We start from the raw sequence: 23,816 nt of genomic DNA, 5'->3' as shown, positions 1-23,816 counted from the left end.
AATCACACTATTAAATTAAACTGCTATAATACTTTCCAGTATCCTGCCTTTTTTGAGCCAACCCGCTCTATATAACCATTTTCTCTTAAAAATGATATATTGTTTTCTACTGCTGTTTCACTCACGCCTAATATGTTATGAAGTTCCGCAGTTGTAATATTTGGATTGTCTCTCATTTCTGCAATAATCTTTTGTCTTCTGGAATTTAAGGGTTTCTTATCCCCAACCTTTTTCCCAACTTTATTCCCAACCTTATTTATTCTCTCAAATGGGATAGTAACAACAATGGAATTCTCCCTAAATGAAAATGCATCTTTTCCATACATTTCCGTAATTTTAGGAACCCCTCGTCCGGATTTCTCACTTATATGCAGTTGAAGAAATATCTCGGACAACTTTTCATTTACAGGGATTGATTCTCCTAAGAAAAATCCCTCCATGGTCTGTGCCGGAGCAAGTGTTCCTCTCGATAGTATCTCTATCCGGTCAGAGAAAACCGAAATCATAGGCTCATTTCCTTCCACCCATTTATTGTGCAGAACGGCATTTATGATAGCCTCACGAAATGCCTTATTATCAAATAAAGGAACCTCTTTCCTCTCAACAACCCTGTCTGTTTCGTCCGTCTGGATTAGGTTCAACACATCCCCATAACGCAATAACTCGTCCAAGCTGTATAATAAACAGTCATTTCCAAATTCACGCACTGAGAAAAGATTAGAGCCTTTTGTTTCTCCATCAAAAATAGATACACGAAGCGGAAAATGAGAATTATCTGATAATAACTGTGCTAGAATGTTAAATTCTCCTTCTTCTGTTTTTAATCCCAAGTTCTTAATAAACGTCTTTTGATTTAAAACAATCCCTTTTGAACCATAATATCCAAAGAGTTTTTGAAATGTAAGGTCCTGATACTTCGCCGGTACCGTTTCTATCGTTTCCGTTCTTCCATCAAGTATTTTGAAAAGTTCAATTTCTCTCTTAGGGTAATCTTTCATATTACATTTTGATGATCCTATCCTTAAAAACCTCTTTTCTTTAAATGCCGTAGGAATTTCGGTTGCCGCAGGAATTACCAGACCAACGACTCTCTTTCCATAAATTTCTGTTTCTTCAAAACTAAAATTTATGCTTGGTGACAGATTTCTCGCAAGATAATTCTGATACGGTTCCTTGTTATATTCACAATACTGGTTAAATGTTGTTCCTACAATTTCATGAGTTTTATCATTTACTCCCCAAATGAAATACGCATATTTTTTATAATGAAAAGCCGCCGCATTTGACAGGGCAGATACATATTCGCCTAATGCCTCAGGCTGAAACCAGTTTTCCTTAAATTCAAACCATTCCTGTTCATCACTTAAGGCACATAAATCTAAAACAATTTGTTTAATATCCATTAGTATGCTCCTTTACCCAACTTTTATTCCCAACCAAAATAATTATAACATGTTGGGAATAAAGTTGGGAATAAAAATAAAAAACTTCAAATTTTTTATAAGGTTTCTTCTTTTCCCCTTGCCTTTTGTGGCATAGGCTTTTCTGTATCTCCTCCGGCAACCTTTGCTTTCATCACCTCCAACTTCGCCTTCAGGGACACTCTTTCTGCAGGTACATCCGCATACTGTCTGATGCCCTTATCCTGCTCTGTACCCACTGCTTTCTCTGCAATCGGAATATTCTTCGCCGGACGGTCTGCAACCTCTTTTTCGCTCTTTGGAGCTTCCGGCTCATCATCCATATCAATCCCATCATTGCCCTTTTCATCCATGTTAAGCAGGGCATTTAATGCAGACAGACGCTCTAACTTCTCTGCAAGCTCCGCTTCCTGCGCAAAAGGCTTGGTTACCTCCACCTTTGCGGTTTCAAGCTGATGCTCCACAGTTTCAAGTTTTGTCTGTGCTTCCATGAGTTGCTTTGGCATGGATTCCAGTGCATGGTTGATACGGGCAATATTTCCAATCGGGTCTGAACCGACTTCCAGATTGTGGGAAAGCTGACCTTTCAGGTTCATCACAAATTTGTGGTTGAACGCATCAAAAGATACTGCCATCTTAAAACCTGCATATTCGCCAATGACCGCAGGGGCATTGACTGTTTTTATTTCTTTGCACATCTCCACAAGGGCTGTTCCGGCTTCTTTTTTATCCGTATAGAGCTTGTCCCCCACTTTCATGGAAAACTGCTCTTTATCCACCGGAAGGTTGGCTTTCGCAGCCTGAATGTCTGCCTGCATCCCGCTGATACGCTCCTTTAAAATTGTAATCTGCTGGGGATAATGCTTTGCGATGTTGTCCTCCAGTCGGTATTTCTGACTGGTATGGTTTGCTTTCATAAGTTTCAGTTTTGAAACCTGAATATCGAGGTCCATCTTCTCCTTGATGTAAGGATTTCCTGTTGCCAGAGCCTTGACCTCCGCATAAGTAAGTGCTGCTTCATCCACATCCTCACAGGAACGTACCGGAGATTTGCTTGTCATGATCTGACCGATGAATTTCTGCTTGTTCTCAATGAGCTGCCACGAATAACTATCAAAGGTTCCTTCCGTCACATAGCGGAAAATCTTGACCTTTGGATTAAGATTGCCCTGTCGCAAAATACGCCCTTCCTGCTGTTCAATATCAGAAGGACGCCAAGGCACATCAAGGTGGTGCAGTGCGATAAGTCTGTCCTGCACATTGGTTCCGGCTCCCATCTTCTGTGTGGAACCAAGCAAAAAACGGACCTGTCCGCTTCTTACTTTTCCGAACAGCTCCGCTTTCCTAAGCTCCGTATTTGCTTCATGTATAAATGCGATTTCTTCCGGTGGGACACCCTTTTCTATCAGCTTGTTTCGGATGTCCTCATAAACATTAAATGTACCATCTCCTTTCGGTGTTGACAGGTCACAGAAAATAAGCTGCGTTGATTTCTGCTCCTTTGTCTGCTCCCATATTTCAAATGCCTTTTCCACACAGTTGCTTGCCTTTGAATTTTCATCATCCGGCAACATATCATTGATAAGTCTCTGGTCTAATGCCAGCTTTCTTCCGTCATTGGTAATCTTTAGCATATTGTCCTCATAAGGCTGTACCTGTCTGTCACGCACGGCTTCTGCCCTTTCTGCCAAAGATGCCACCATGTCCTTTTGATATTCACTTGGCTTTAGCACCACATTTTCATACTCTGCTTCCGGCACAGGAAGATTTAGCATATCCGGTGTCTGAATATCCGCACTCTCCTTAAAAAGTGCAATCAGCTCCGGGAGATTAAAGAACTTTGCAAACCTTGTCTTTGCCCGGTATCCGGTTCCCTCCGGTGCAAGCTCTATGGCTGTCTGCGTTTCTCCAAAAGAGGATGCCCAACTGTCAAAATGTCCCAGTCCCAGCTTCTGAAGCGTACCATACTGAAGGTAACGCATATTGGTATAAAGCTCTGTCATACTGTTTGAAATCGGCGTACCTGTCGCAAAAGTTACACCCTTACCGCCTGTCAATTCATCAAGATACTGACACTTTGCAAACATATCCGAGGATTTCTGTGCCTCTGACTGTGCGATTCCCGCCACATTTCGCATCTTGGTATAAAGAAACAGATTTTTGTAATTATGGCTCTCATCCACGAAAAGCCTGTCCACGCCAAGCTGCTCAAAGGTCACTACATTATCTTTCCTTGATGCATCATTCAGCTTTTCAAGCCTTGTAAGAAGTGATTTTCTTGATTTCTCCATCTGCTTAATGGTGTAGCGTTCTCCGTTGTCGGCTTTTGCCTGTGCAATGGCAAGCTCTATCTCATCAATCTGCCTTTCAATAATGGCTACCTGTCTTTCCTGTGAAAGCGGAATTTTCTCAAACTGACTATGCCCGATAATAACCGCATCATAATCTCCCGTGGCTATTCTGGAACAGAATTTCTTACGGTTAGCAGGCTCAAAGTCTTTCTTTGTTGCAGCAAGGATATTGGCTCCGGGATATAACCGTAAAAAATCACTTGCCCACTGCTCCGTCAAATGGTTCGGAACCACAAACAGGCTCTTTTGACATAATCCCAGACGCTTGCTCTCCATGGCTGCCGCTGTCATTTCAAAAGTCTTTCCAGCTCCCACACAATGGGCAAGCAGGGTATTATCTCCATAAAGTACATGAGCCACTGCATTTTTCTGGTGGGGCTTTAACTCAATATCCGGTGTCATGCCGGGGAATTTCAGATGTGAACCGTCATATTCCCTTGGTCTTGTGGAATTGAAAAGCTGGTTGTATTTTGCCACAAGTACCTGTCTGCGTTCCGGATCACAGAACACCCAGTCCTTAAATGCTTCCCTTATGGCTTCCTGCTTCTGTGATGCAATGGTGGTTTCCTTTTTATTTAAGACTCTCTTTTCCTTGCCGTCCTCCTCTATGGTATCGTAAACACGGCTGTCCTTTAAATTAAGGGAATCCTCCAGAATGGTATAGGCATTTCTCCGGCTTGTACCGTAGGTCATATTTACAAGGGAATTGCCATAGTCCGCATTTTTTCCCTTTATGTTCCACTGTCCTGTCACATCGGAGTACTGTACGCCCACGACATTTCTGCCTAACAAATGCTGCGGCGTTTCAAAGGTCTCCCTCATAAAATCCTCAATATACTTCGGGTCAATCCATGTGGCACCGATACGCACCTCAATTTCGCTGGCATCCAGCTCCTTCGGCTGTACCTGTGTGAGTGCCTGCACATTCACGGCATATTCCGGGTGGCTCTCTGCATAGACCTTTGCTGTTTCCAGCTTGTCACGGACATTTCCACTTAAATACTCATCTGCTGTTTCCCACTGATCCGTCAAGGGATTCTGGAATATAATTCCTGTCAGCTCTTCCTTGACCGTATCCACATCTTTTCCAGTCAGCTCTGCCATATAATCGAGGTCAACTCTTGCTTTTTCCGATAAGGACACTGCCAGTGCTTCACTTGCCGTATCCACACTTGTGACAACCTCTGCCTTTTTAATGGTACGCTTCGTGAACATATCCGCTTTGCCTTTGAAATTGCCTTCATCGTCCAATTTTTCAAGAGAACATAACAGACAATAGCTGCTGTCCTGATTAAATGCTCTTTTGTTGGTCTGCGAGTTAATTAGACCGTGTTTCTTGGAAAAAGCATCATATAAACTTTTTAACTCCGCCTGCTTTTCCTTGATTACTGTATCCGGATATTCCTCTAATTGCAGATTGATAAGCTCCTGCGTACAGTTTCGGATACCCACCATGCCCTTGATACGTTCCTGCATGGAAGCTGACATATCCACAGGCTTCATAATGGAATTTTCACGGTAATACACCCTATCGTCCACAAGAGTGTAGCTGTAATTCTTGACATCCGGGTCCGCTGGAATGGTGGCATCCGCAAGCTCATCTGCCAGCTCATCCAGTTCCACCGCTTCTATCTCTCCATCAATATAGCTGACCGCTTCCTGTAGCTGCTGTGCAAATGGTCTTGTGGTATCGAGCATACAGGTACTTTCCATACCATACGGTCCGCTGACCATTTCCATTTTTCCCACGATCATCTCTGGGTGTTCGGCAAAATAGCTGTTCATGGCAATGCCGTTCTCATCCTCTGACAGATGCACCCAGTCCGGCTCCAAATCCATCACACGGTCACGCTTCTTTAAGAACAAAATATCAGAAGTGACCTCTGTTCCAGCATTCTCCTTAAATGCCGTGTTGGGCAGTCTGACCGCACCAAGAAGCTCTGCTCTCTGGGCAAGGTATTTTCTGACCTCCGGACTTTTCTTGTCCATTGTTCCGTTACTGGTAACAAAGGCAACCACACCGCCGGGGCGAACCTTATCCAAGGTCTTTGCAAAGAAATAATCATGAATTAAAAAATTCTGTTTGTCATACTGCTTGTCTGCCACCTTGTACTGTCCAAATGGCACATTTCCGATTGCCACATCAAAGAAATCGTTCGGATAATCTGTCTTTTCAAAGCCTGTGATTTTAATGTCAGCATTTGGATATAGCTGCTTTGCAATCCTTCCCGTGATACCGTCAAGCTCCACACCGTATAGTCTGCTCTCCTGCATCTTCTCCGGAAGCATACCGAAGAAGTTTCCGATACCCATTGCCGGCTCCAGAACATTTCCTTTTTCAAATCCCATTTTATCTAATGCTTCATATATACTGCGAATAATGGCAGGGCTTGTGTAATGGGCATTTAAGGTACTCTCCCTTGCTGAAGTATACTCCTGTTCCGATAACAGTCCCTTTAATTCCTGATATCCATTTGCCCAGGCACTCTTGCTTTCATCAAAGGCATCCGCAAGTCCACCCCAGCCAACATACTGAGATAAAATCTCCTGTTCCTCCGGTGTTGCGATACGGTTCTCGCTTTCTATTTTCTCTAGCGTGCGTATGGCTTCCACATTTCTGCGGAATTTTTCCTTTGCAGTACCAATTCCTAAAGCATCATCCGTGATACGGAAATTGACAGCTCCGGTCTTATCAATCTGTGGTTCTGCCTGCTTCACAGGTACTTCGATATCCAGCTCTAATGGTGTATCTGACACTTCCTCCGGCTTTTGGACATCCTGTCCGGAAGTTTCCCTATTTTCTCCAGACAGCTCATTTTCTTTCTGGCTAAATTCTTTCCATACCCTATCTGAAACTGCCGAAAAATAAGGAGACTCATCTTCCATAATAATACTGAACTGAATCTCCTCCATATCCTCTATGCTCTTTGCCCCTGCTATTTTATCATGGTATTTAAAATACAAGGCTTCACGGCTGATAATACCCTCAAGACGCTCAAGTTCCGGCTCAGACATCCGTTCCCAAATATCATCCTTTTGCGTATGAATGGTAAAACCTTCCCCGTCATCGTGATGCTCTAAAGTATACTGCAATGTGTCATGTTCCCCACGAATATCACATTCAAAATCATAAACCGTGGTTCTGGTTCCTGCAGAATACTCCCTGTTAATCAGAACCAGATTTTGCACATCCTCTGCCGTTAATGGTGGTTCCTCAACACCTTCAGGATAATCTTCACTTCCTTCAATCTGTGTAAACACCTCTGTTTCGTGACGGTCTATAGCCCTTTCCGTCATCTCGTTGAGATAATCTTCCTCGACTTCTCCCCGCTGTGGCTGATAATCGTACTCAAAGGCAACACCATTTACCTCTGCATAAAAAAATTGCTTATCTGTTACGGAATTTCCAAGCACATAGGTTTCTTCCTCAGTCCCCCATTCATCGACTTTGATGCACTCCTGTCCATCAATCGTGATTTTCTCAGCCGCCTGTGCCGCAAGCTCTTTCTCCTGCTCGATATACCGTCGTGTCTGGTTGATAAAGCCATTTAATACGGCAGGGTGGGAATCCACAACCATATCCTCATTTTTCACCATGGCATAAGGCTCAATGGCTTTTGCCCACTCCTTATTCTCCGGAGAAAACCGTCCGTCCTGCCTTTTGTGCATGACAGAATTGGCAAGCACATAGCTTACCCGTTCAGAGCCATATTCCTGAATGACTGCTTCCGCTGTATCCTTTGGCAGACGATACCCGTCAAACTTTTCAGCGATTGCTTTTTCAATGGCATTCTTGCAGGCTACTTTGGTTTCATGCTCCATCTTTGCCTGTGTCTGCTCCAAAGCCTTCTGCTCCTGCTCCACTCTGTACTGTGCATAGGCTTCTTTTCCTTCCGGAGATAAATACTTATCTTCTTCAATGAGCTTTCGGATACGTTTCTCCACAACATTCCAAGACAAAAGTACCTCTGCGTATGGTTTTCCGATATTTCCCTTTTGCAGTTTTATTCCTTTTGCATCGTGATCCTCATAGCTGTGGTCAGCTCCGGCAAGTGCATGGCTACTGCCGCCTGTTCCATATTCATTCTTTAAGAAATTAGCTGCTTCTTTGCGGTCATGCCCTTCCTTGAAATAATCATAAATACGGAAAGACCCATTTAAAAAACCACTTCCCCTGCCGAGCCTGTGGTCAATCTCATCCTGCGTGATAAAATCCTCGTGTTTAATTTCCACATGCTCAGCAGCTGGAAATGTCAGCCTGTCTACCAGAAAGTTGTCGAGTTCGGCACGAAGCTCCTCTTTTGGCATAACAGAACGGAAACGCAGGCTTTTTTCTCCGGTTTCCAACTGATGCAGAGCATGATCCATGTGGGCAGCTATCCTCTCCACCTCTTCCGGTGTAGAAAGAAGTTCCACCCGTCTTGCATGTGCATCCGGGTAATTGCCCGCCTTTAATTCCAATTCTTCCGGCATTTCTCCCATACCATCACGGAAAAAGAAAAATAAATGGTTTGCAATCCTGCTACGCTCCACCTCTTCCACAAGATAAGCTTCATTTGCACCCATATATGTGCCATTCTCTACCTGCCTGCGGATATTCTGCTCAATATCTTTCCATTCCATCGTAAGTATGGGTTGCTCCGATGCTGATGTACCGTATCCAACACGCATGCCACCTTCATCAAACCATACGGCTATCTGCTTTCCGTCAAACTCAAAGCCTTTTCCGGTGGTTCCATACTCTTTTTTCAGAAAGGCAGTCATTTCTTCCGGTGTCTTTCTCTGCTGGTACTTGGCATAAATACGTTTGCGGCTGTCATCCCTGCCCCCGCCGCTTCTTAAAATATCATCAATCTGTTGCTCCGGCAGTACAAAGCCTGTCGGCATAACACTTTTTTCTTCTGCCTGCTTCATGGCAATGTTGCCGACCTGCTCCGAAAACATGGTAAAAAGGTCAAGCTGTTTGAACATTCCGTCTGTATCAATCTGCTCTGCCACTTCCCCCGGAAGTAAATAGACACCATCCTCGATATAAGAATTGACCCGGTATCTTGCATCTTCCCATGAAATCCTGCTCTCTGCTTCACGGGTCAGATAATTGCCTTTCCACATGGTAATCCCGTCCTCATCAGCACGATACCCGGCTCTTACATCCCCGATATACATCTCTGTAAATTTCTCCATACGGAAAGAATTTTTCAGATACTCCGTCTGTAAAACCGCATCCTGCTCTGACTGGAAATATCCCGCAATCTCCGGTCTTTTATGGATAAGGTGATTATCAAAACATAAGATTCCCTTTTGAAGCTCTGTGAAATCTTCGGTTTTATCCGAAAAGGAACCGGATAATGAATTGTTGTCACTATCCGGCTCCTGCATGGTGCTATGAAATTGTTCCTCACTGCTTAAATGTAAATCAGTTCTGTCAGCACGATTTCCTCCGCTGAGTGTCTGATGTTGTTCATCTTCGCTACCCAGCCCATCTGATCGGCTGCTTTCAGTTCCTCGTTCACTCCTTCCGACTTCGCCATCTGTCCGGTCAGAAGTTCCATTCTCTGCTCTGCCTGCTCCTGTACCTGCAGACAATGTGCTTTCAGCTCCCCTGTCAGAATCATTCCCTGATAAATCCCTCTCCTGTGCTCCTTCAGAAAGTTCTTCCTCATCAGTCCGTACTTGGTCAGTGCCTGTTCCGGCTCCTCGTTCGCTGTCAGGTTCGGAATCAGATAATCCCCGTTCTTTTCGTATGTCAGTTTCATTGGCAATGCCCTCCATTTCTGTATGATTTTCAGTTTCCTTTGGTTTTTCTATTGTCGTTTCACTTTCACGCTTTAAAGCATTATAGTCTGCTTCTGGTGCATTTGCAAGTCCTTTTTCAACATTTTCTTCATGGCTTCCAATATGCTCCCCAGCCGCTTTTTCTCTTGCCTTATTTCGGGCAATCTGACGCTCGTATGCCCCTATTGTCCTTCCAATTTCCATAAGCAGGGGCTTACACATTTCCGTAGTTGCATTTCCAATGACAGCTAATGACTTTGTATTATTAAATTCGTGGATATATTCAAAATTCATGTCATCTTTCCACAAATCCATATCGGCACCGCATCGGGATAGCAGGGTAAAGGAAATACTGGAAGCCAGCGTTTCCCTCAACCTGATTCCGAGATTCAGTTCATCCAGATCATCAAGGAAACTGCCCTCTTTCACATAGTTTAGCTCCGGTAAAAGTTCCTCATAATAATCCTGGGCAATCCTGTCAGCTATCTCCATAATCCTCTCTTCAAAAGGCATATTTACATCGGTTCCACCATAAGTCTTTTCAAGCTGTGCAAGCACAGGAGCCTTATGTTCCTCCTTAAGTTCCCACAGATTTGGGGCACGCCCGATTCTTCTTGCCTTATGCACATCTGATACATCAAAGACATATTTTAATCTCGGACGTTCGCTGTCCGTATCAATCAGGGCAATTCCTTTCGCTCCACGGTTGACCCAGCAATTCATCTTTTCATTCCACGTTTCAAGCGAAGCACAGGCTGTAGCATCCGGTCTTTGGGCGTATATTAACATCTGCTCGTTAAAGGGATATTTATACAGCCTTGCAGCCGTGGTCAAATACCGTGTCCACACCTGTTTATTTTGGACTATATCTCTTGCGGTATCCTCTGCAAGAGAGGAAATCATATCATATTTTCTCATGCTAAAACCTCCGCTAATTTCTTTCAACAAAAAAAGTGGCAATGGTTCATTTAAAATCCATTGCCACCAGTGACGGTAATCTTTATTCTTTATCTCGTTTGAGTTCTTTATTTTACAAACAGGATAAAATTACTCGTTCTCGAATTTACTAATTTCCTCTTCGCTATCGTATATACTACAATTATCTTGTTTGCAAAAACTCTCAACTAATTTACTCCAATATTTCTTTTTCTCCACATTCTTAATTAATGAATTTAATTTATCATAATCAACCAGCTCAAAATAATCCAACTGTCTATTTTCTATAAGTTTTTCAGCCACATCTACAGAACCTTTTGAAAATTTTTTTGCGGTTGATATATAAATTCCCTTTCTCTTATTTTCAATAAAAAGCGTTCCTACGAATTCTCTAACCCCCTTTACCAATTCCACATGATTAGGATTTTCTCGCCGCTTTACTTGTACAAGAATTGGATCATCGGATTCTAAAACGATTAAGTCTATTCCCCCATCTCCTGTTTTTCCCACATGACATACCTTGCAATCATATACACCTTGCAATATCTCTTGTGATAATTCCTCTAACTTATATGGATTAATATCATATAGTATTTCTGGTTTCTTTTTTAATTCGTCTGTTAAAACTTCAATAGGGAGCATCTTATCTGCAATATTATAACTTTTTGTAATGCCATAGTACCTTGAGTCCATACAAATAGAGTTAACCTCATCTATCAAGTCTGCATCCTCTGAAAAGCGATATTTATATGTCCACCAATTACAATTAGGGCATTCAAGAACTACCCCTCGTTCATACAAATCACCACCCATTGGTATCGAACGAAATGCTAAAAAGACTTTTTTAAGTGCCGTTCCACAAAATGGGCATACTTTATCATTATAAAAGAATCTTTGCACATCACATGGCTGTTTATCTACCGATAACACTCCTCTTCCTTTACCAATACGAGAATATTCATATTTATCATAATAGTAATCATAATATCCAATAATTTTATCTTTGTTCATCTTAACCTTACCATAATAAATTATATCTTATTGAATAGTAACCATATCTATTATACTTTTCAAGCAACACTTTCTCAATCATTTTTGGTTGAGATTATAAAGTTTTGAATACTTCCTAACGCATCTGCTACTAGTTTTTCATCTTCCACATAAAAATACTGTTCTAAGCTACTCCAATTTCGCAAACTATCATCATGTTTATTACCTGTTGTACGCATATCTTTTCTTATTCTTCTATCTATATCACCGCTTCCTTCTTCTTATCTGTCGCAAGATGATTCCTGTCAGAATCCATCTTCATCACATCATTTTTCTTTTCTGCAAGTCTCTCTTTTAGTGAAGGACGTTCTTTCTTCTCATCACGCTTTTCCTCTTTCTGTTTTGCACGTTCCTCTGCACGGTCACTGCGGAACAGCTCATGTTCTTTTGCATCATACTCATAAACATGATCCGAAAGACGTTCCTGCGGTGCCACCTGCGTCTGGTTCACTTCCTGCACCATCTGTTCAAGGTCTCTTAACTCCATTCCGGCATCTTTCGGGATAATCAGCGTTTCATGTATAGATGAAGGCAGTACATAGAAGTCTCCAACCTTGTCTGCAATTTCCTGTCTGGTATCATCATTTAATATAGCTGCAGATCCATTTACCTTCGTGTCATTTGTCAGTACAAACATTGTATCAGGAACATCCGGTATCATCTGGGATGCCATTTCTCTTGCCTCTGATATATCCATATCATTATCCCTTGCAATGTCCCCAGCCATCATTTCTATAATGGTCTCGCTCATTCCCTTGAAGCTGTATGGCTGCAAAACATCCATGTTCAAAAGAGCCTGTTCGTGCAAATCCTCAAGGGTAATCCCATACCTGTCCATCAGATTATCTGTAATCGTTATGGTTGCAGTGCCTTCCGCATTTTTGCCCATTAAAATCTGATACACAACCGCCAGATCTTCCACCTTGGTGTATGGTTTGTCTTCAAGGAACTGCCTGTTGGATTCTTCATTGATGAGCTTGCACACAATCTTGTCTTTGACATTATCAAAATCAGTAACCGCAGATACATCCATATCATGGTCAATATAATGTGCCTGATATGTGGCTACAATCTGCCCAAGCACATCATCCATCTCAGCTCCATCCTGTATCCGTTCAAAATACGGATTCAGATATACGGTTGGAGAAATATTGCTTTCTTCCGTCCGGATTGTCAGACCGTCCAAAACACAGTCATTATTCTTTACTACCTGATGAACAGAAACCGTTGCATCTGCAAATTTCTCCGGTAAAAAATCCTGTATCTGCTCTCTTACCTGTTCTATAAAATCCTTATATTCCATTACTTTCTCTCTCCCTTCCCGGTATTCTTCTGTGATTTGTCTGCCAGCTTTAATGCTTTCGTCCCATACAACTGATAACGCTTCATCATGCTCTGCTTGTTTGTTTCCGCAATTTCCTTTTCTAACTGTTTCATTCCTGATTTCCTCCTTACTCTGCATGTGTTCCAAAAGAAAAAGATGTATTATCCTGTTTCTTTGTACTGAATTTTGCTTTTACATCTGCTACCTTATTTTCTAAAGCACCAAACATAGCCTCTACCTGCTCCGCTGTATATTCATAGGCGGACCTGTTGGCAAGGTGTTCCAATCTTCCAATCGCATCAATCGCTTTGTTCATGCGGTATTCTCCAAGACGGATGAACTTCTCCGCTTTGGTTTCATTATTCTTTGCCGCAGGCTCCTCATCCTGTGTTCCGGCTCCGTTTACAGTTACATTTTCATTTACTTTATTCATGTTCGTATCCTCCATTTTCTGTGCTGTTACTTACTTCTTTTTGCAAACTCCAGCTTGACCTTATACTGTGAGCCTTTGATTTCCTTGCCATCTTTGGTATAGGAATAATCCTCAATTCCTTCTGGAATCAGGTAAGCATCGTAAGTGCCTTTCTTTCCCTTTAAACCCTTGATGAAAGTCTTTTTCCCCTCCAGCATACTCTTAATCTGCGTATCGGAAAGTACAGTCCCCATAGCCTTGCCGACATTCATACCACACTTACTTTTGCAGTAAGCTCCATATTTTCCCTTTACCACATCCCCGCCACATTTCGGGCATTTTCCAAGGGCTTCCTGTACGCTCTGATTTCCTCCAAACATGGATTTCTGTTCGTCACTAATGCTGTGATAAGTCTGCACAAGGTTCTTTACCATATCCGCAATTCCATCCATAAATTCCTGCATGGAATACTCGCCCTTTGCTACAAGGGTAAGGGCATTTTCCCAATCAGCAGTAAGTTTCGGGGACTTCACCACATCCGGAAGCACCGTAATCAGCTTCATTCCATCCTCTGTTGGGATCATCTGCTTTTTCTCACGCTTCACAAAACCGTCCTTTACCAGCTTTTCAATGATGTCCGCTCTGGTGGCAGGTGTGCCAAGTCCTTTACGCTCCACATCATCTCCCATATCCTCACTTCCGGCTCGCTCCATTGCTGACAAAAGGGAATCTTCCGTAAAGTGCTTCGGCGGTGTGGTATAATGCTCGCTAATCTTCGTCTGTACCCCGTCAAAGGTCTGCCCCTTTGAAAGCTCCGGCAGTTTCTTATCCTCCTGCTCTTTATCTTCCGTTGTCTTAAAAGAACGCTTAAAAGCATCTTCAAAATATTTCCACCCGTTTTTTAGGACCGACTTGCCTGAAGTGGCAAAAGTGTAACCACCGCAGGAAAGCTCTGCCTTTACCGTTTCATAAAGATGTTTATCCCCTGTAGCACACAGCAGCCTGTTGGCCACAAGGGATAAAATCTTTCGCTCCGTTTCCGGCAGGGCTGCAAGGTCAGCTTTTGCAATCTCCATTGTTGGGATAATCGCATGGTGGTCTGTGACCTTTTTGCTGTTTAACACACGCTTAATATCCGGATTGAACATCCTATTTTCCTCAAACAGAATGGAACTGAAAATTGCTTCAATCACATTTCCGGCTGTCTGCTCCATATCGTCAGACAAATACTGGCTGTCCGTTCTCGGATAAGTACACAGCTTCTTTTCATAAAGGCTCTGGGTGTACTCCAAGGTCTGTTTTGCAGTAAAACCGAATAAGCGGTTGGCATCTCTCTGGAGCGTGGTAAGGTCATAGAGCTTCGGTGGTGCTACCGTCTTTTCTTCCTTTATCACAGACGTAACAAGAGCCTGTCCGTTCAGACAAGCTCCTGCAACATTTTCTACTTCTGTTTTACTGTCAATCCTCTCTGTGACCGCATCCACGCCGCCACAGAGGATATGAGCCATAAAATACTGCTCTTTCTTGAAATTCATAATCTTTGCTTCACGCTCCACAAGCATGGCAAGGGTAGGTGTCTGTACCCTGCCCACCTTTAACACCTTGCCGCCATATAGAACGGTAAAAAGTCTCGTACCGTTGATACCCACAAGCCAATCCGCTTCCTGTCTGCAAAGTGCGGAATGGTATAAATGATCATAGTCACTTCCTTGCTTTAAATTCTCAAAACCTTCCCTTATGGCACTCTCCTCCATGGAAGAAATCCATAAGCGTTTCATCGGTTTGCTGCATCCCGTCTGTTCATACACCAGACGGAAGATAAGCTCTCCTTCCCGTCCTGCATCCGTGGCACATACCACGCTGTCTACTTTTGTATCATGCATCAGCTCCTTTAATACCCTGAACTGTGCAACCGTGTCTTTCTTGACCTCATGCTGCCAATGCTCCGGTATCATAGGCAGGCTGTCGTAAGTCCACTTTTTCCATGCATCAGAATAGGCATCCGGCTGTGCCAACTCAACCAGATGCCCCACGCACCATGAAACGATAGAACCGTTTCCCTCCATGTATCCGTCTTTTTTTTCATCTGCACCAAGCACCTTGGCGATTGACTGTGCCACACTTGGCTTTTCTGCTATCACTAACTGCATTATTCTTCCTCCTGTTCCTCAAAGAAATCATCATCCGAACTGCCCTCTGATTCCTCATCTTCGTTCTCATATTCTTCGTTATCTTCCTCGTCCTCATCTTCGTCCTCGATGAAGTCCTCTTTCTTTTTGCGTACCACCTTGAAATAATACGCACCTCCGATTACTGCCGCTGCAAGACCTCCCATCAGGATATAGGAAATCATAGGATTTGCCTGCTCTTTAACCTCCGTTTCTTCCGGTTCCTCGGTGCTTTCTGTATCTTCTTCTGTTCCCTCTATATCTTCCGCAGCTTCCTCCTGCTTATTTCCCTGTTCTGCATTATTATTCGGCAATGCACTTTCAGAAGTCGGGATTGCAGACTCTAATGCAGCAGAGTTTTTCGGTAAGGTCTCGCTGTTATCGGATGTGGTATTCAGCAAGTCATTTTCCGTAATCTCTGTCAGGAAATAGACCATTTCTTCCTCACCATCTCTGTCGATAATCAGATAAAACACCTTGTCCGATGCCGTCTGAATGGTATAAAATTCCTTGCCCTGCTCGGACTGATTACTGTCCTTATCCTCATTCTCTGCTTTCTCAGAAGCATCCGCTTCCGCCATTGCCTGCTTTTTCTGTTCCGCAGGATTTGTCTGAGAAGTAGTATTCCCATTACTGTCTGTCTTTGTATGCTCCGTTACAGTTCCCGTGGCACTTCCCGGCTTGGTAGCTTCTGCATTGACCGGAAGTTGTTCTGCCGGATTGTCATCACTCTCATCTGTCGGGTCTTTATAGTATGGATTTTTCGTTTTATAAACCTCCGACATATTTCCAGCATTGTCCATTGCAGAAATGGTAAAATACTCATACCCCGCATCAAATTGCTGCAGGCGGATATTCAAAGTTCCGTTTGTAAGCTCTGTAAACTCATATCCGTTGACATAGACTGCTTTCGCTCCGGAATCCGTATCGTGTACCTGAACGCTCAAAAGTCCGTCACTGACCGCAGCATTAAGCGTAGGCTTTGTGGTATCAAAACATTTGATTGCACGGCTTCTCTCATAGGTATTTCCCTTTTGGTCAGTGACCTGCACATATACCGTACAGTTTTCAGAAACCTCCAGCTTTCTGTCCTCTGTCACATCCGTCCAGCTTCCATTCTGTCCTACCTTTGCCTGTATCTTTGCAATTTCAAAATTTCCTGTGTGTGCCACATCCGCAACTGTAAATGTTACGGATGCTTTGTCATTATGCCATCCATCCGGCTGATTGATCTGGATTGTGACATTCGGCTTTTTATATGCACAGAGCTTATAATCTTTCACGCATACTTCGCAATTATGGTCGTATTCATACGCACCACATTTATCCTCACAGGTACACTCTGGTTCTTTTACATCACCACCGGATACCGTATCCTCTTCCGTGCTGTTTTCTTCAGAACCGCTTTCTGTTTCCTGCTCTGTATCATTCTCGGTTCTGTTTTCCTCAGAACTGCTTTCCGGATCTGTATCCTCCGCATGAACACTCACTGCATAATTCCCGTTCATGGCAAATCCCAAAGCGGGCATACAGAATAAAACTGCTGATAAAACAAGCGATAACACCGCCTTAGATGATAGTTTCATTTTTTTCATGGCTTACTGCCTCCTTTTCTGATTGTTGTGTCTGTTCTTCCTGTTCTTTTTTCTTTAACAGATGCAGGATTTCTTCCTCACTGACTTTATTCAGTAAAATCAGCCGTTCCAGAGAGATTTTATTTTTCTCAATGAATTTCATTTTCTCCGCATCCTCTGCCATCTGTAACTGCTCCTCCAAGTCCTTCTGCCTTGCCTGCAATCCTGCAAGCTGCTCCCGGACTTTCAGAAGCTCTTTTTCAATTCTTTCCTTTGTCATTTATCCTCACTTCCTGCTTTTAATTTAATCTTCCAAAACTATAGAAATGGCTCTGCCAGTATGGTGTATTGATAGAAGCATATTTGATTGGGTCACCGCAGTGTATCATTACACCATTTCCGCAATAGATACCCACATGGCTGACAGGTCCTGGTGAATTGTAAGTACCTGTAAAAAAGAGGATGTCCCCAGCCTTTGCATCTGCCGCTGACACCGGAGTACACTGGTCATATATGCCCTGTGCTGTGGTTCTTGGCAGATTATGTACGCCGCTGTTGGTAAATACCCAGCATACAAAGCCGGAACAGTCAAAGCTTGTAGACGGAGAAGAACCGCCCCAAACATACGGATAGCCAAGATATCTTGCCGCTTCTTCCATAAGTGCCTGTACTGTCGCATCATCATAGGAATCCGGTGGTATGACATTTCCCGGCGAACCGCCACCGCCCGGAGTTTCTCCATAAAGAGTTCCCTCACCCACATCAAAGTAAAATAACGGGTTATAATACTCCCCGTTATACAAACACTCGATATGAAGGTGGCTTCCGGTACTGCTTCCCGTATTTCCCGTTGTTCCTATGGTTGTTCCGTGTGTAACAGTCTGTCCGGCACTGACACTTAATGTATCCATGTGTGCATACTTGGTGCAGTAACCATTGCTGTCCTCTATCACAACATAATTACCATAAGAAGCATCATAGGTTGCTGTTGTAACCGTTCCATCCATCGCTGCCAGCACGGTTGTCCCTGTGGGCACCGCTATATCCACACCACGTTGAAACTGTTCCTGCCCTGTGACCGGATTGATACGATAGCCGTAATAACTCGACACATAGCTATACCAATACAGATTGAGCGGTGTATAAAACTGCTGTGTCAGTCCATGGGTTTCATTGTAAAGAGCATAGATTTCTTTCTGCTCCTCATTCATGTGTCCGGCTACCACCACACCTAGGTCGGTGGCTGTCAGTGTTACTTCAAGTATTGTTACAGTGTATTCTTCCTCCGTCTCCTCACCCGTTTCCGGATCTGTTACAGTCCTTGTCCTTGTTTCCGTCGTAGGATTTAAGGTCAGCTCATACATTTCTTCAAAAAGGCTTTCTATCTCACTTTGCACTTCACTTGCCGTAAATTCCGTATGTACTGCCGACAGATAACCGATTAAAATAAACGGATCATGCCCTATGGCATCCAGATTGTAGCGGTATTCGTCATAATCCGGATAGTCCGTTTCTATGTTATTGATTTCTTTCTGCAATTCCATTTCCAGCTCGGAAAACGCCAGGTCCGCAGCATCAATCTCCGCCGGAACACTCATATAGCTTCCTGCCAGTGTGGTACTCATACCATCTGAGAACATCGCCCCACAGGACGATATGGCTGTCATGATCATAATCAGAATCAGTGCAAAGATACCGATTGTTACCAGAAGCGAAACATTCCTGCTGGCTATCTCCTGCATTTTCTTGGCAACCTTGGTAACAAAACTGGCTGATTTTGCAGCCGCTTCCTTTGTATTCTTTGCTGCCTGTCCTGCCCGCCTTGCCTTTGCATACTCCCGCTTGATCCGCTGTTTCTGCAATCGTTTCTGCATCTGCTTTTTCAGGGTCTTTTCCTGCATATCCGGATTTTCTTCCAAAAACTTCTGATACCGGAAATTGACCTCTTTCTTAAACTGCTTTTTCTCCAGCCTTGCGACTTTCTCTTTCTTCCTTTGCAATCCGCTTTTATGGTTGCGTTTCACAAAATGATAGACATCCTCTGCTGTCTGCTCCGTCTTATGTGCTCCTTCCACGGCAGAATTTTCTTTCTCCACTTCGGCAACCTTGCCATGGGTAAAATTGGAATATTCTGCACCTACCCTGCCTGCAACCACTTTTACCGGACTATCCGGTTTGAATTGCTTTTCTTTTTCCACAGCAGTCAGCACATACTTTGCTTTTCCTGTCTTTTCATCAAAGACACGCTCAAAGGAATACTCCTTTTTCTTAGGTATCTTCTTTCTTGCAGCTTCGGTCTTTTTCCCGGCTTTCTCTGCCTTATTTTGCAGTCTGTCTAATTTTTTGCTTCCATGAAACTCCGGTTCCATCCCTTCCGTAAAGGTTTTGTCCTTCGTCTGGAAATCACGTTCAAAATCAGATTGTTTTGTACGTTCCCTGTTCTGATACTCCCGTCTGTGGTATTTTCCTTTTTTCTCGGATTGGTGGTAGGTATCCCTGCGGTGGTAATCATCCTTTTGCTGATGTTCCTCCTGCTCCCTGTCACCATCCTCCGTAAAAGTATTGTTTTCCTGCGAAAAATCGCTTTTCCTCTTACTGTCCGCATCCGTATTCTCAGACTTCAAATTCTTCTGCTCTGCGGAAGGATTTTCACTGTGTCCAAAAGTGTCCTGCTTCTGATACTGCTTTTTATTTCTGCGTTTTGTTGACAGCCCTGACTTCTGGACATTCTTTCCAAAGGTGTTATCCGCATCTCTTGGCTGATGTTTTTTTGATTTATCTTTTTTCTTTTCTGCCACTAATCAACATCCTCCTGTTTTACACTTTCTTCCGGTTTGGTATTCATAATCGCATAGGTCTTTGTGTCTGTCGGGTATTTATCCACAAAAGGAATCACCACGTTATCAAACAGAATCAGACCGGAACCCGGCTCTGAATTGGTCACATGGGAAAGCTGTTTTTCCGAAAGCCCCAGCTTATCTGCAAGTATCGCCTGATCCTTTGCATTCTGATTCAGCAGATAAACAAAATCGGAGTTACCAAGAATACCCTCGATTTCCTCCGACTTTAAGAAGTCGCCCACATTCTGTGTCAGACCTGTCGGAATACCGCCCCATTTTCTGAAACGCTTCCAGATTTCCACCGAATAAATGGCAGTCTGCCTCTCCTTTAGAAGAAGGTGGAACTCATCACAGTAATAACGGGTAGCAATTCTTCTCTCCCTGTTCTGTGACACCCTGTTCCATACGGCATCCTGCACGATGAGCATACCCAGCTCTTTCAACTGGTTTCCCAAATCCCTGATATCAAAGCACATGATACGATTCTTACTGTCCACGTTAGTGCGGTGATTAAAATAATTCTGCGAACCATGAACATACAGTACAAGGGAATTGGCAATACGCTCTGCTTTCGCATTCTTATGGTCTAAAAGGGCATTATATAAATCCTCAAGGATAGGCATATTTTCCGGCACCGGATTTTCAAAATAGGCATCATAGATATGACGGATACATTCATCAATGATACCCTTCTCATCATTCTCCAGACCGTCCTTCCCTCCGGCAATCAGATCACACAGGGTAATGATAAAATCACTCTTTAGTTTCAGAGCTTCCTTATCTCCCTTATGGCTTAACTGAATATCCATCGGGTTCAGATAATCTTTGGAATTGGTTGCCAGCTTTACCACCTGCCCATGCAAAGCTCCCACAAGAGCAAAATACTCGCCCTCCGGGTCACAGATAATCACATCATCCCTTGTCATAAGAAAGCAGGATAAAATCTCCCTCTTTGCACTAAAGGACTTACCACTGCCCGGTGTTCCTAAAATTACTCCGTTTGGTGTACGAAGCCGCTTTCTGTCTGCCATGATCATGTTGTTTGACAGGGCATTTAAACCATAGTAGATTGCCGGTGCAGGCATGAATAATTCCTGCGTACAGAACGGCACAAGAATAGCGGTACTCTTTGTGGTAAGCACACGCTCAATTCCCGTATCATTGCATCCAATCGGTGCGGAAGCCATAAGCCCCTGTTCCTGTAAATACTGCAAACATCTTAAGTTACAGTTTGCCTGCTGGATAATGCCGGACACCCTCTGCGTAATATTTTCAAGCTCCCTTTTGCTCCTGCCGTAACAGGTAATCAGGAAAGACATTTTGATAATCTTCTGGTTACTGGTGTTCAGATCGTCAAGCAGCTCCAGCGTATCCTTTTCATAAGTGATAATATCTGTAGGAAGAATATCCATGTCGTACCCACTGCGGACTGCCTTTTTCTGCTCCTCAATCTTCATCTTCTGAATATTTGTCAAAGCACCCTTTAACATCTTGATTGCCTTCACCGGGTCCATCGTCTGCATGTGCATGGTAATGGTCAGGTTATCATCAATATCAAGGAGCTTCTTTAACAGTTCATCATTAAAGCGTGGTGCAATAATATCCAGATAATGGACACTGCCATACATCTTTCCTGCCTTAAATCGGCTCGGATAACGGAAGTCAAAGCCCGGCGGTGCAATGTAGTCCTTTACACTCTTACCAGACTCTGCCAGCTCCTTAAATGAAAAACGGAAAGGCTCCATGGTATCCTGATTGAAATACTCATGCAGGATACGCAGTCGCTCCTTTCCGTCAAGGCTTTTGGCGTGGGTTCCAAGGTTTAAAAAGTTCTTGATAACATCCTTTTCAATGTTATTCAGTTTTGATTTCGCTTCCTTATATCCCTTACACTCCGTACCAAAAATAAGATATTTTGATTTAATGATACCGTTGTTGCCCTTTGCAGCCTGCTTCTTCAACATTTCCGTGTATTCCTCACGGATATCGTCAAAATCATCTCCCTGCAAAGGAATGTCAAACTGGTCTATCAGCGTCTGCTCATTGACCTGTCTGTTAAATAAAAACAGCTCAAATCTGATAGACGGGTCAAAATAATTGATGAGCTTGCTGTACTCCTCCAAAATCTCCCCCTGGTCCTCTATTTCCAGAAGGTCATAATTTATATCATAAAATTCCACCATTTTTGTGTAGAAATCAGATGTCACCTGACAGATACCATCACGGAACATCTTTTTGAAAGTAATGGTATTCTGTGTCGTGGTAGGTTTCTCCTGTTCCTTATGGTTTCCTGCAAGAGTACACTGAAGCTCTTTTAACCTTTTCTTTTCAGAAAAACTCAAGCCCGCTTTAGGCTTGGCAGTTTTCTTCTGACTGCCCTGTAATCTTGCCTTTGGCTTTTGCTTCAAGGTAACGCACCTCCTTCTTCATTTTTTCCTGTTCCTCTAACCGATTGTAGAGATTTTCTGATTTATAGGGGCGTATTCCCGGTGTCAGGAACTTCTGCCTTATCATAAAGTACAGAATCTTTTCTGCCGGAAAACCGTCCTTTTCATACATTGCCAGAAAGAAAAACGGCAGCATGACAGCCACCATGATCAGTGCGGATGCCTGTGTCCCGATGATATCTTTGGTAAAGATATAAAAAGGAATTCCAACCGCACCTGCCGCACCAAAACAGATAAGCTGACGTTTTGTCAGATTCATTGCCACCTTTGTCTTGATACCGCTTAAATTCTTCGGCACTGCGACTGATATTGCCATAAACAGCCTCCTTCCTGATATAATGCTGCTTTAATGTGCATTAAAAATAGATTTGCTAAGGGAACCTGTCTTAAATAAGCTGAAGCACAGGATAACGGTATATGCTGCCACTGACCACAAAGCCGTGTGTAAATTGCTCGCAACTGCAACACTGGATACCAGCACCGCATAGATTGCCACACATACCATGATGAAAAATCCCTGAAATGCCAAAGCACAAAGTCCCTTGATATAGTTACTTCCGATGCCGCCCCATTCCCGGTTGCTGAGTGTCGCAAACGGAACCGGAGCCACTGAAACATAAAGGTATATTTCAATCATTCGCCCATATAGCATGACGGTGATTAGCAGGGAAATGATTTTCATACATAAGCTGACAATCATGGTCTCTATTCCAAGTCCGATCAGTTCGCCTATCCCCATGGTGGAGAGCTGGCTGTTGAACATGGACTGTAATGTACTCGTCACATCAAGTGTCGTGGAGCCTGTAATGACTCCTGCTGCACTTGTTACGATATGGTTTCCCACATCAAAAATTGCCATGGTAATGTCAGAGGTATAGCTGACAAGCAATACTGCAATACATGCTTTCACAAGATAACGGAAGAAAAACTCACTCCCCATCTCATGCATATTATTCTTATCCATTACCATGGTAATCAGCTCATAGCAGAGAATCGCACTAATGATCATCCCTGCTATGGGCACCATGACTGTATCTGACAGGTTGTCTATCATGGAAAAAATACCTGCGTTCCAAGAGCTGGGTGTCTGCCCAACCTCTCCGGCAATTGTTCCTACTTTCGTATTCACGTCAGTAAACATCGTTTCAAGATTGTCCAGCACCCATCCTTGCAGCATTTCCTTTATAAATTCAGTGATTTTCTCAATGATTGACCCCATGAATTATGAGAACAGCGTTGAAAGCTGTGGGATCACCGTCTGTGCTACGATAATAATACCGCCTCCGGACATAAGCTGCTTGATACCCTGTGACTTTGCACCGGATAGCGATAGGTAATCCTTTGATATAATCTCCGGATTTTCCCCCGCTCCACACCGTGCATGCAGCTTTCACCGCACATGGCGTTCCATCGAATTCAACAGCCAGGTTTTTTCATATACGATTTACACACTTCGTAACAGCATATTTATCAAAGAATGATTACAGGCATTTCTGCCATAGTTCGAAGTTTGTTAAG

The 23,816-nt window shown here is 43.3% G+C and carries 14 protein-coding genes and 1 pseudogene; all 15 read right to left on the bottom strand.

Annotated features, from left to right (window positions below; all coding sequences use genetic code 11):
- Positions 1-23: 23 nt before the first annotated feature.
- On the bottom strand, positions 24-1,403 hold the full coding sequence (locus DW677_RS12940; protein WP_117567539.1) for an RNA-binding domain-containing protein: 1,380 nt from the start codon (positions 1,401-1,403) through the stop codon (positions 24-26).
- A gap of 95 nt (positions 1,404-1,498) precedes the next feature.
- Positions 1,499-8,080 carry a DUF3849 domain-containing protein gene (locus DW677_RS12935; protein WP_347473193.1) on the bottom strand — a complete coding sequence of 2,194 codons (6,582 nt, stop codon included), beginning with the start codon at positions 8,078-8,080 and terminating at the stop codon, positions 1,499-1,501.
- A 1,097-nt stretch (positions 8,081-9,177) separates the two neighbouring features.
- Positions 9,178-9,528: a TnpV protein gene (locus DW677_RS18830; protein WP_225537262.1), complete on the bottom strand. Its 351-nt coding sequence runs from the start codon at positions 9,526-9,528 to the stop codon at positions 9,178-9,180.
- 1,066 nt (positions 9,529-10,594) lie between these two features.
- Positions 10,595-11,494: a restriction endonuclease gene (locus DW677_RS12930; protein ID WP_117567537.1), complete on the bottom strand. Its 900-nt coding sequence runs from the start codon at positions 11,492-11,494 to the stop codon at positions 10,595-10,597.
- 238 nt (positions 11,495-11,732) lie between these two features.
- A complete protein-coding gene (locus DW677_RS12925) occupies positions 11,733-12,836 on the bottom strand; it encodes a DUF5688 family protein (RefSeq protein ID WP_117567536.1) in 1,104 nt (367 codons plus the stop codon).
- On the bottom strand, positions 12,836-12,970 hold the full coding sequence (locus DW677_RS19110; RefSeq protein ID WP_278287001.1) for a hypothetical protein: 135 nt from the start codon (positions 12,968-12,970) through the stop codon (positions 12,836-12,838). The genes DW677_RS12925 and DW677_RS19110 overlap by 1 nt, the downstream gene beginning before the upstream one ends.
- 14 nt (positions 12,971-12,984) lie before the next feature.
- Entirely contained in the window at positions 12,985-13,290 is a 306-nt protein-coding gene (locus tag DW677_RS12920) for a hypothetical protein (protein WP_117567535.1), read from the bottom strand.
- 26 nt (positions 13,291-13,316) lie between these two features.
- Positions 13,317-15,419, bottom strand: a complete 2,103-nt coding sequence (locus DW677_RS12915) for a type IA DNA topoisomerase (protein ID WP_117567534.1) — start codon at positions 15,417-15,419, stop codon at positions 13,317-13,319.
- Positions 15,419-17,032, bottom strand: coding sequence for a CD1107 family mobile element protein (locus DW677_RS12910; RefSeq protein ID WP_117567533.1), 1,614 nt, complete (start codon positions 17,030-17,032; stop codon positions 15,419-15,421). The genes DW677_RS12915 and DW677_RS12910 overlap by 1 nt, the downstream gene beginning before the upstream one ends.
- Complete coding sequence (locus tag DW677_RS12905) at positions 17,007-17,291, bottom strand: cell envelope biogenesis protein TolA (RefSeq protein WP_066548945.1); 285 nt, start codon at positions 17,289-17,291, stop codon at positions 17,007-17,009. Before DW677_RS12905 ends, DW677_RS12910 begins: the two co-directional genes overlap by 26 nt.
- A gap of 19 nt (positions 17,292-17,310) precedes the next feature.
- A complete protein-coding gene (locus tag DW677_RS12900; protein WP_242992171.1) occupies positions 17,311-19,809 on the bottom strand; it encodes a CD1108 family mobile element protein in 2,499 nt (832 codons plus the stop codon).
- Positions 19,809-22,259, bottom strand: a complete 2,451-nt coding sequence (locus DW677_RS12895) for a VirB4-like conjugal transfer ATPase, CD1110 family (RefSeq protein ID WP_117567532.1) — start codon at positions 22,257-22,259, stop codon at positions 19,809-19,811. The genes DW677_RS12900 and DW677_RS12895 overlap by 1 nt, the downstream gene beginning before the upstream one ends.
- Positions 22,201-22,614 carry a PrgI family protein gene (locus DW677_RS12890; protein WP_117567531.1) on the bottom strand — a complete coding sequence of 138 codons (414 nt, stop codon included), beginning with the start codon at positions 22,612-22,614 and terminating at the stop codon, positions 22,201-22,203. Before DW677_RS12890 ends, DW677_RS12895 begins: the two co-directional genes overlap by 59 nt.
- A 30-nt stretch (positions 22,615-22,644) precedes the next feature.
- Positions 22,645-23,517, bottom strand: a complete 873-nt coding sequence (locus DW677_RS12885; protein ID WP_066548951.1) for a VirB6/TrbL-like conjugal transfer protein, CD1112 family — start codon at positions 23,515-23,517, stop codon at positions 22,645-22,647.
- 3 nt (positions 23,518-23,520) lie between these two features.
- Positions 23,521-23,619, bottom strand: a pseudogene (locus DW677_RS12880) (Maff2 family protein); the annotation flags it as partial.
- Between the last annotated feature and the right edge of the window lie 197 nt (positions 23,620-23,816).

This window comes from Clostridium sp. AM25-23AC (assembly GCF_003435125.1).
Classification (GTDB): Bacteria; Bacillota; Clostridia; order Lachnospirales; family Lachnospiraceae; genus Pilosibacter; species Pilosibacter fragilis.
The sequence above is the reverse complement of the archived record's forward strand: the minus strand, read 5'-3'. Positions and strand labels throughout refer to the sequence as shown.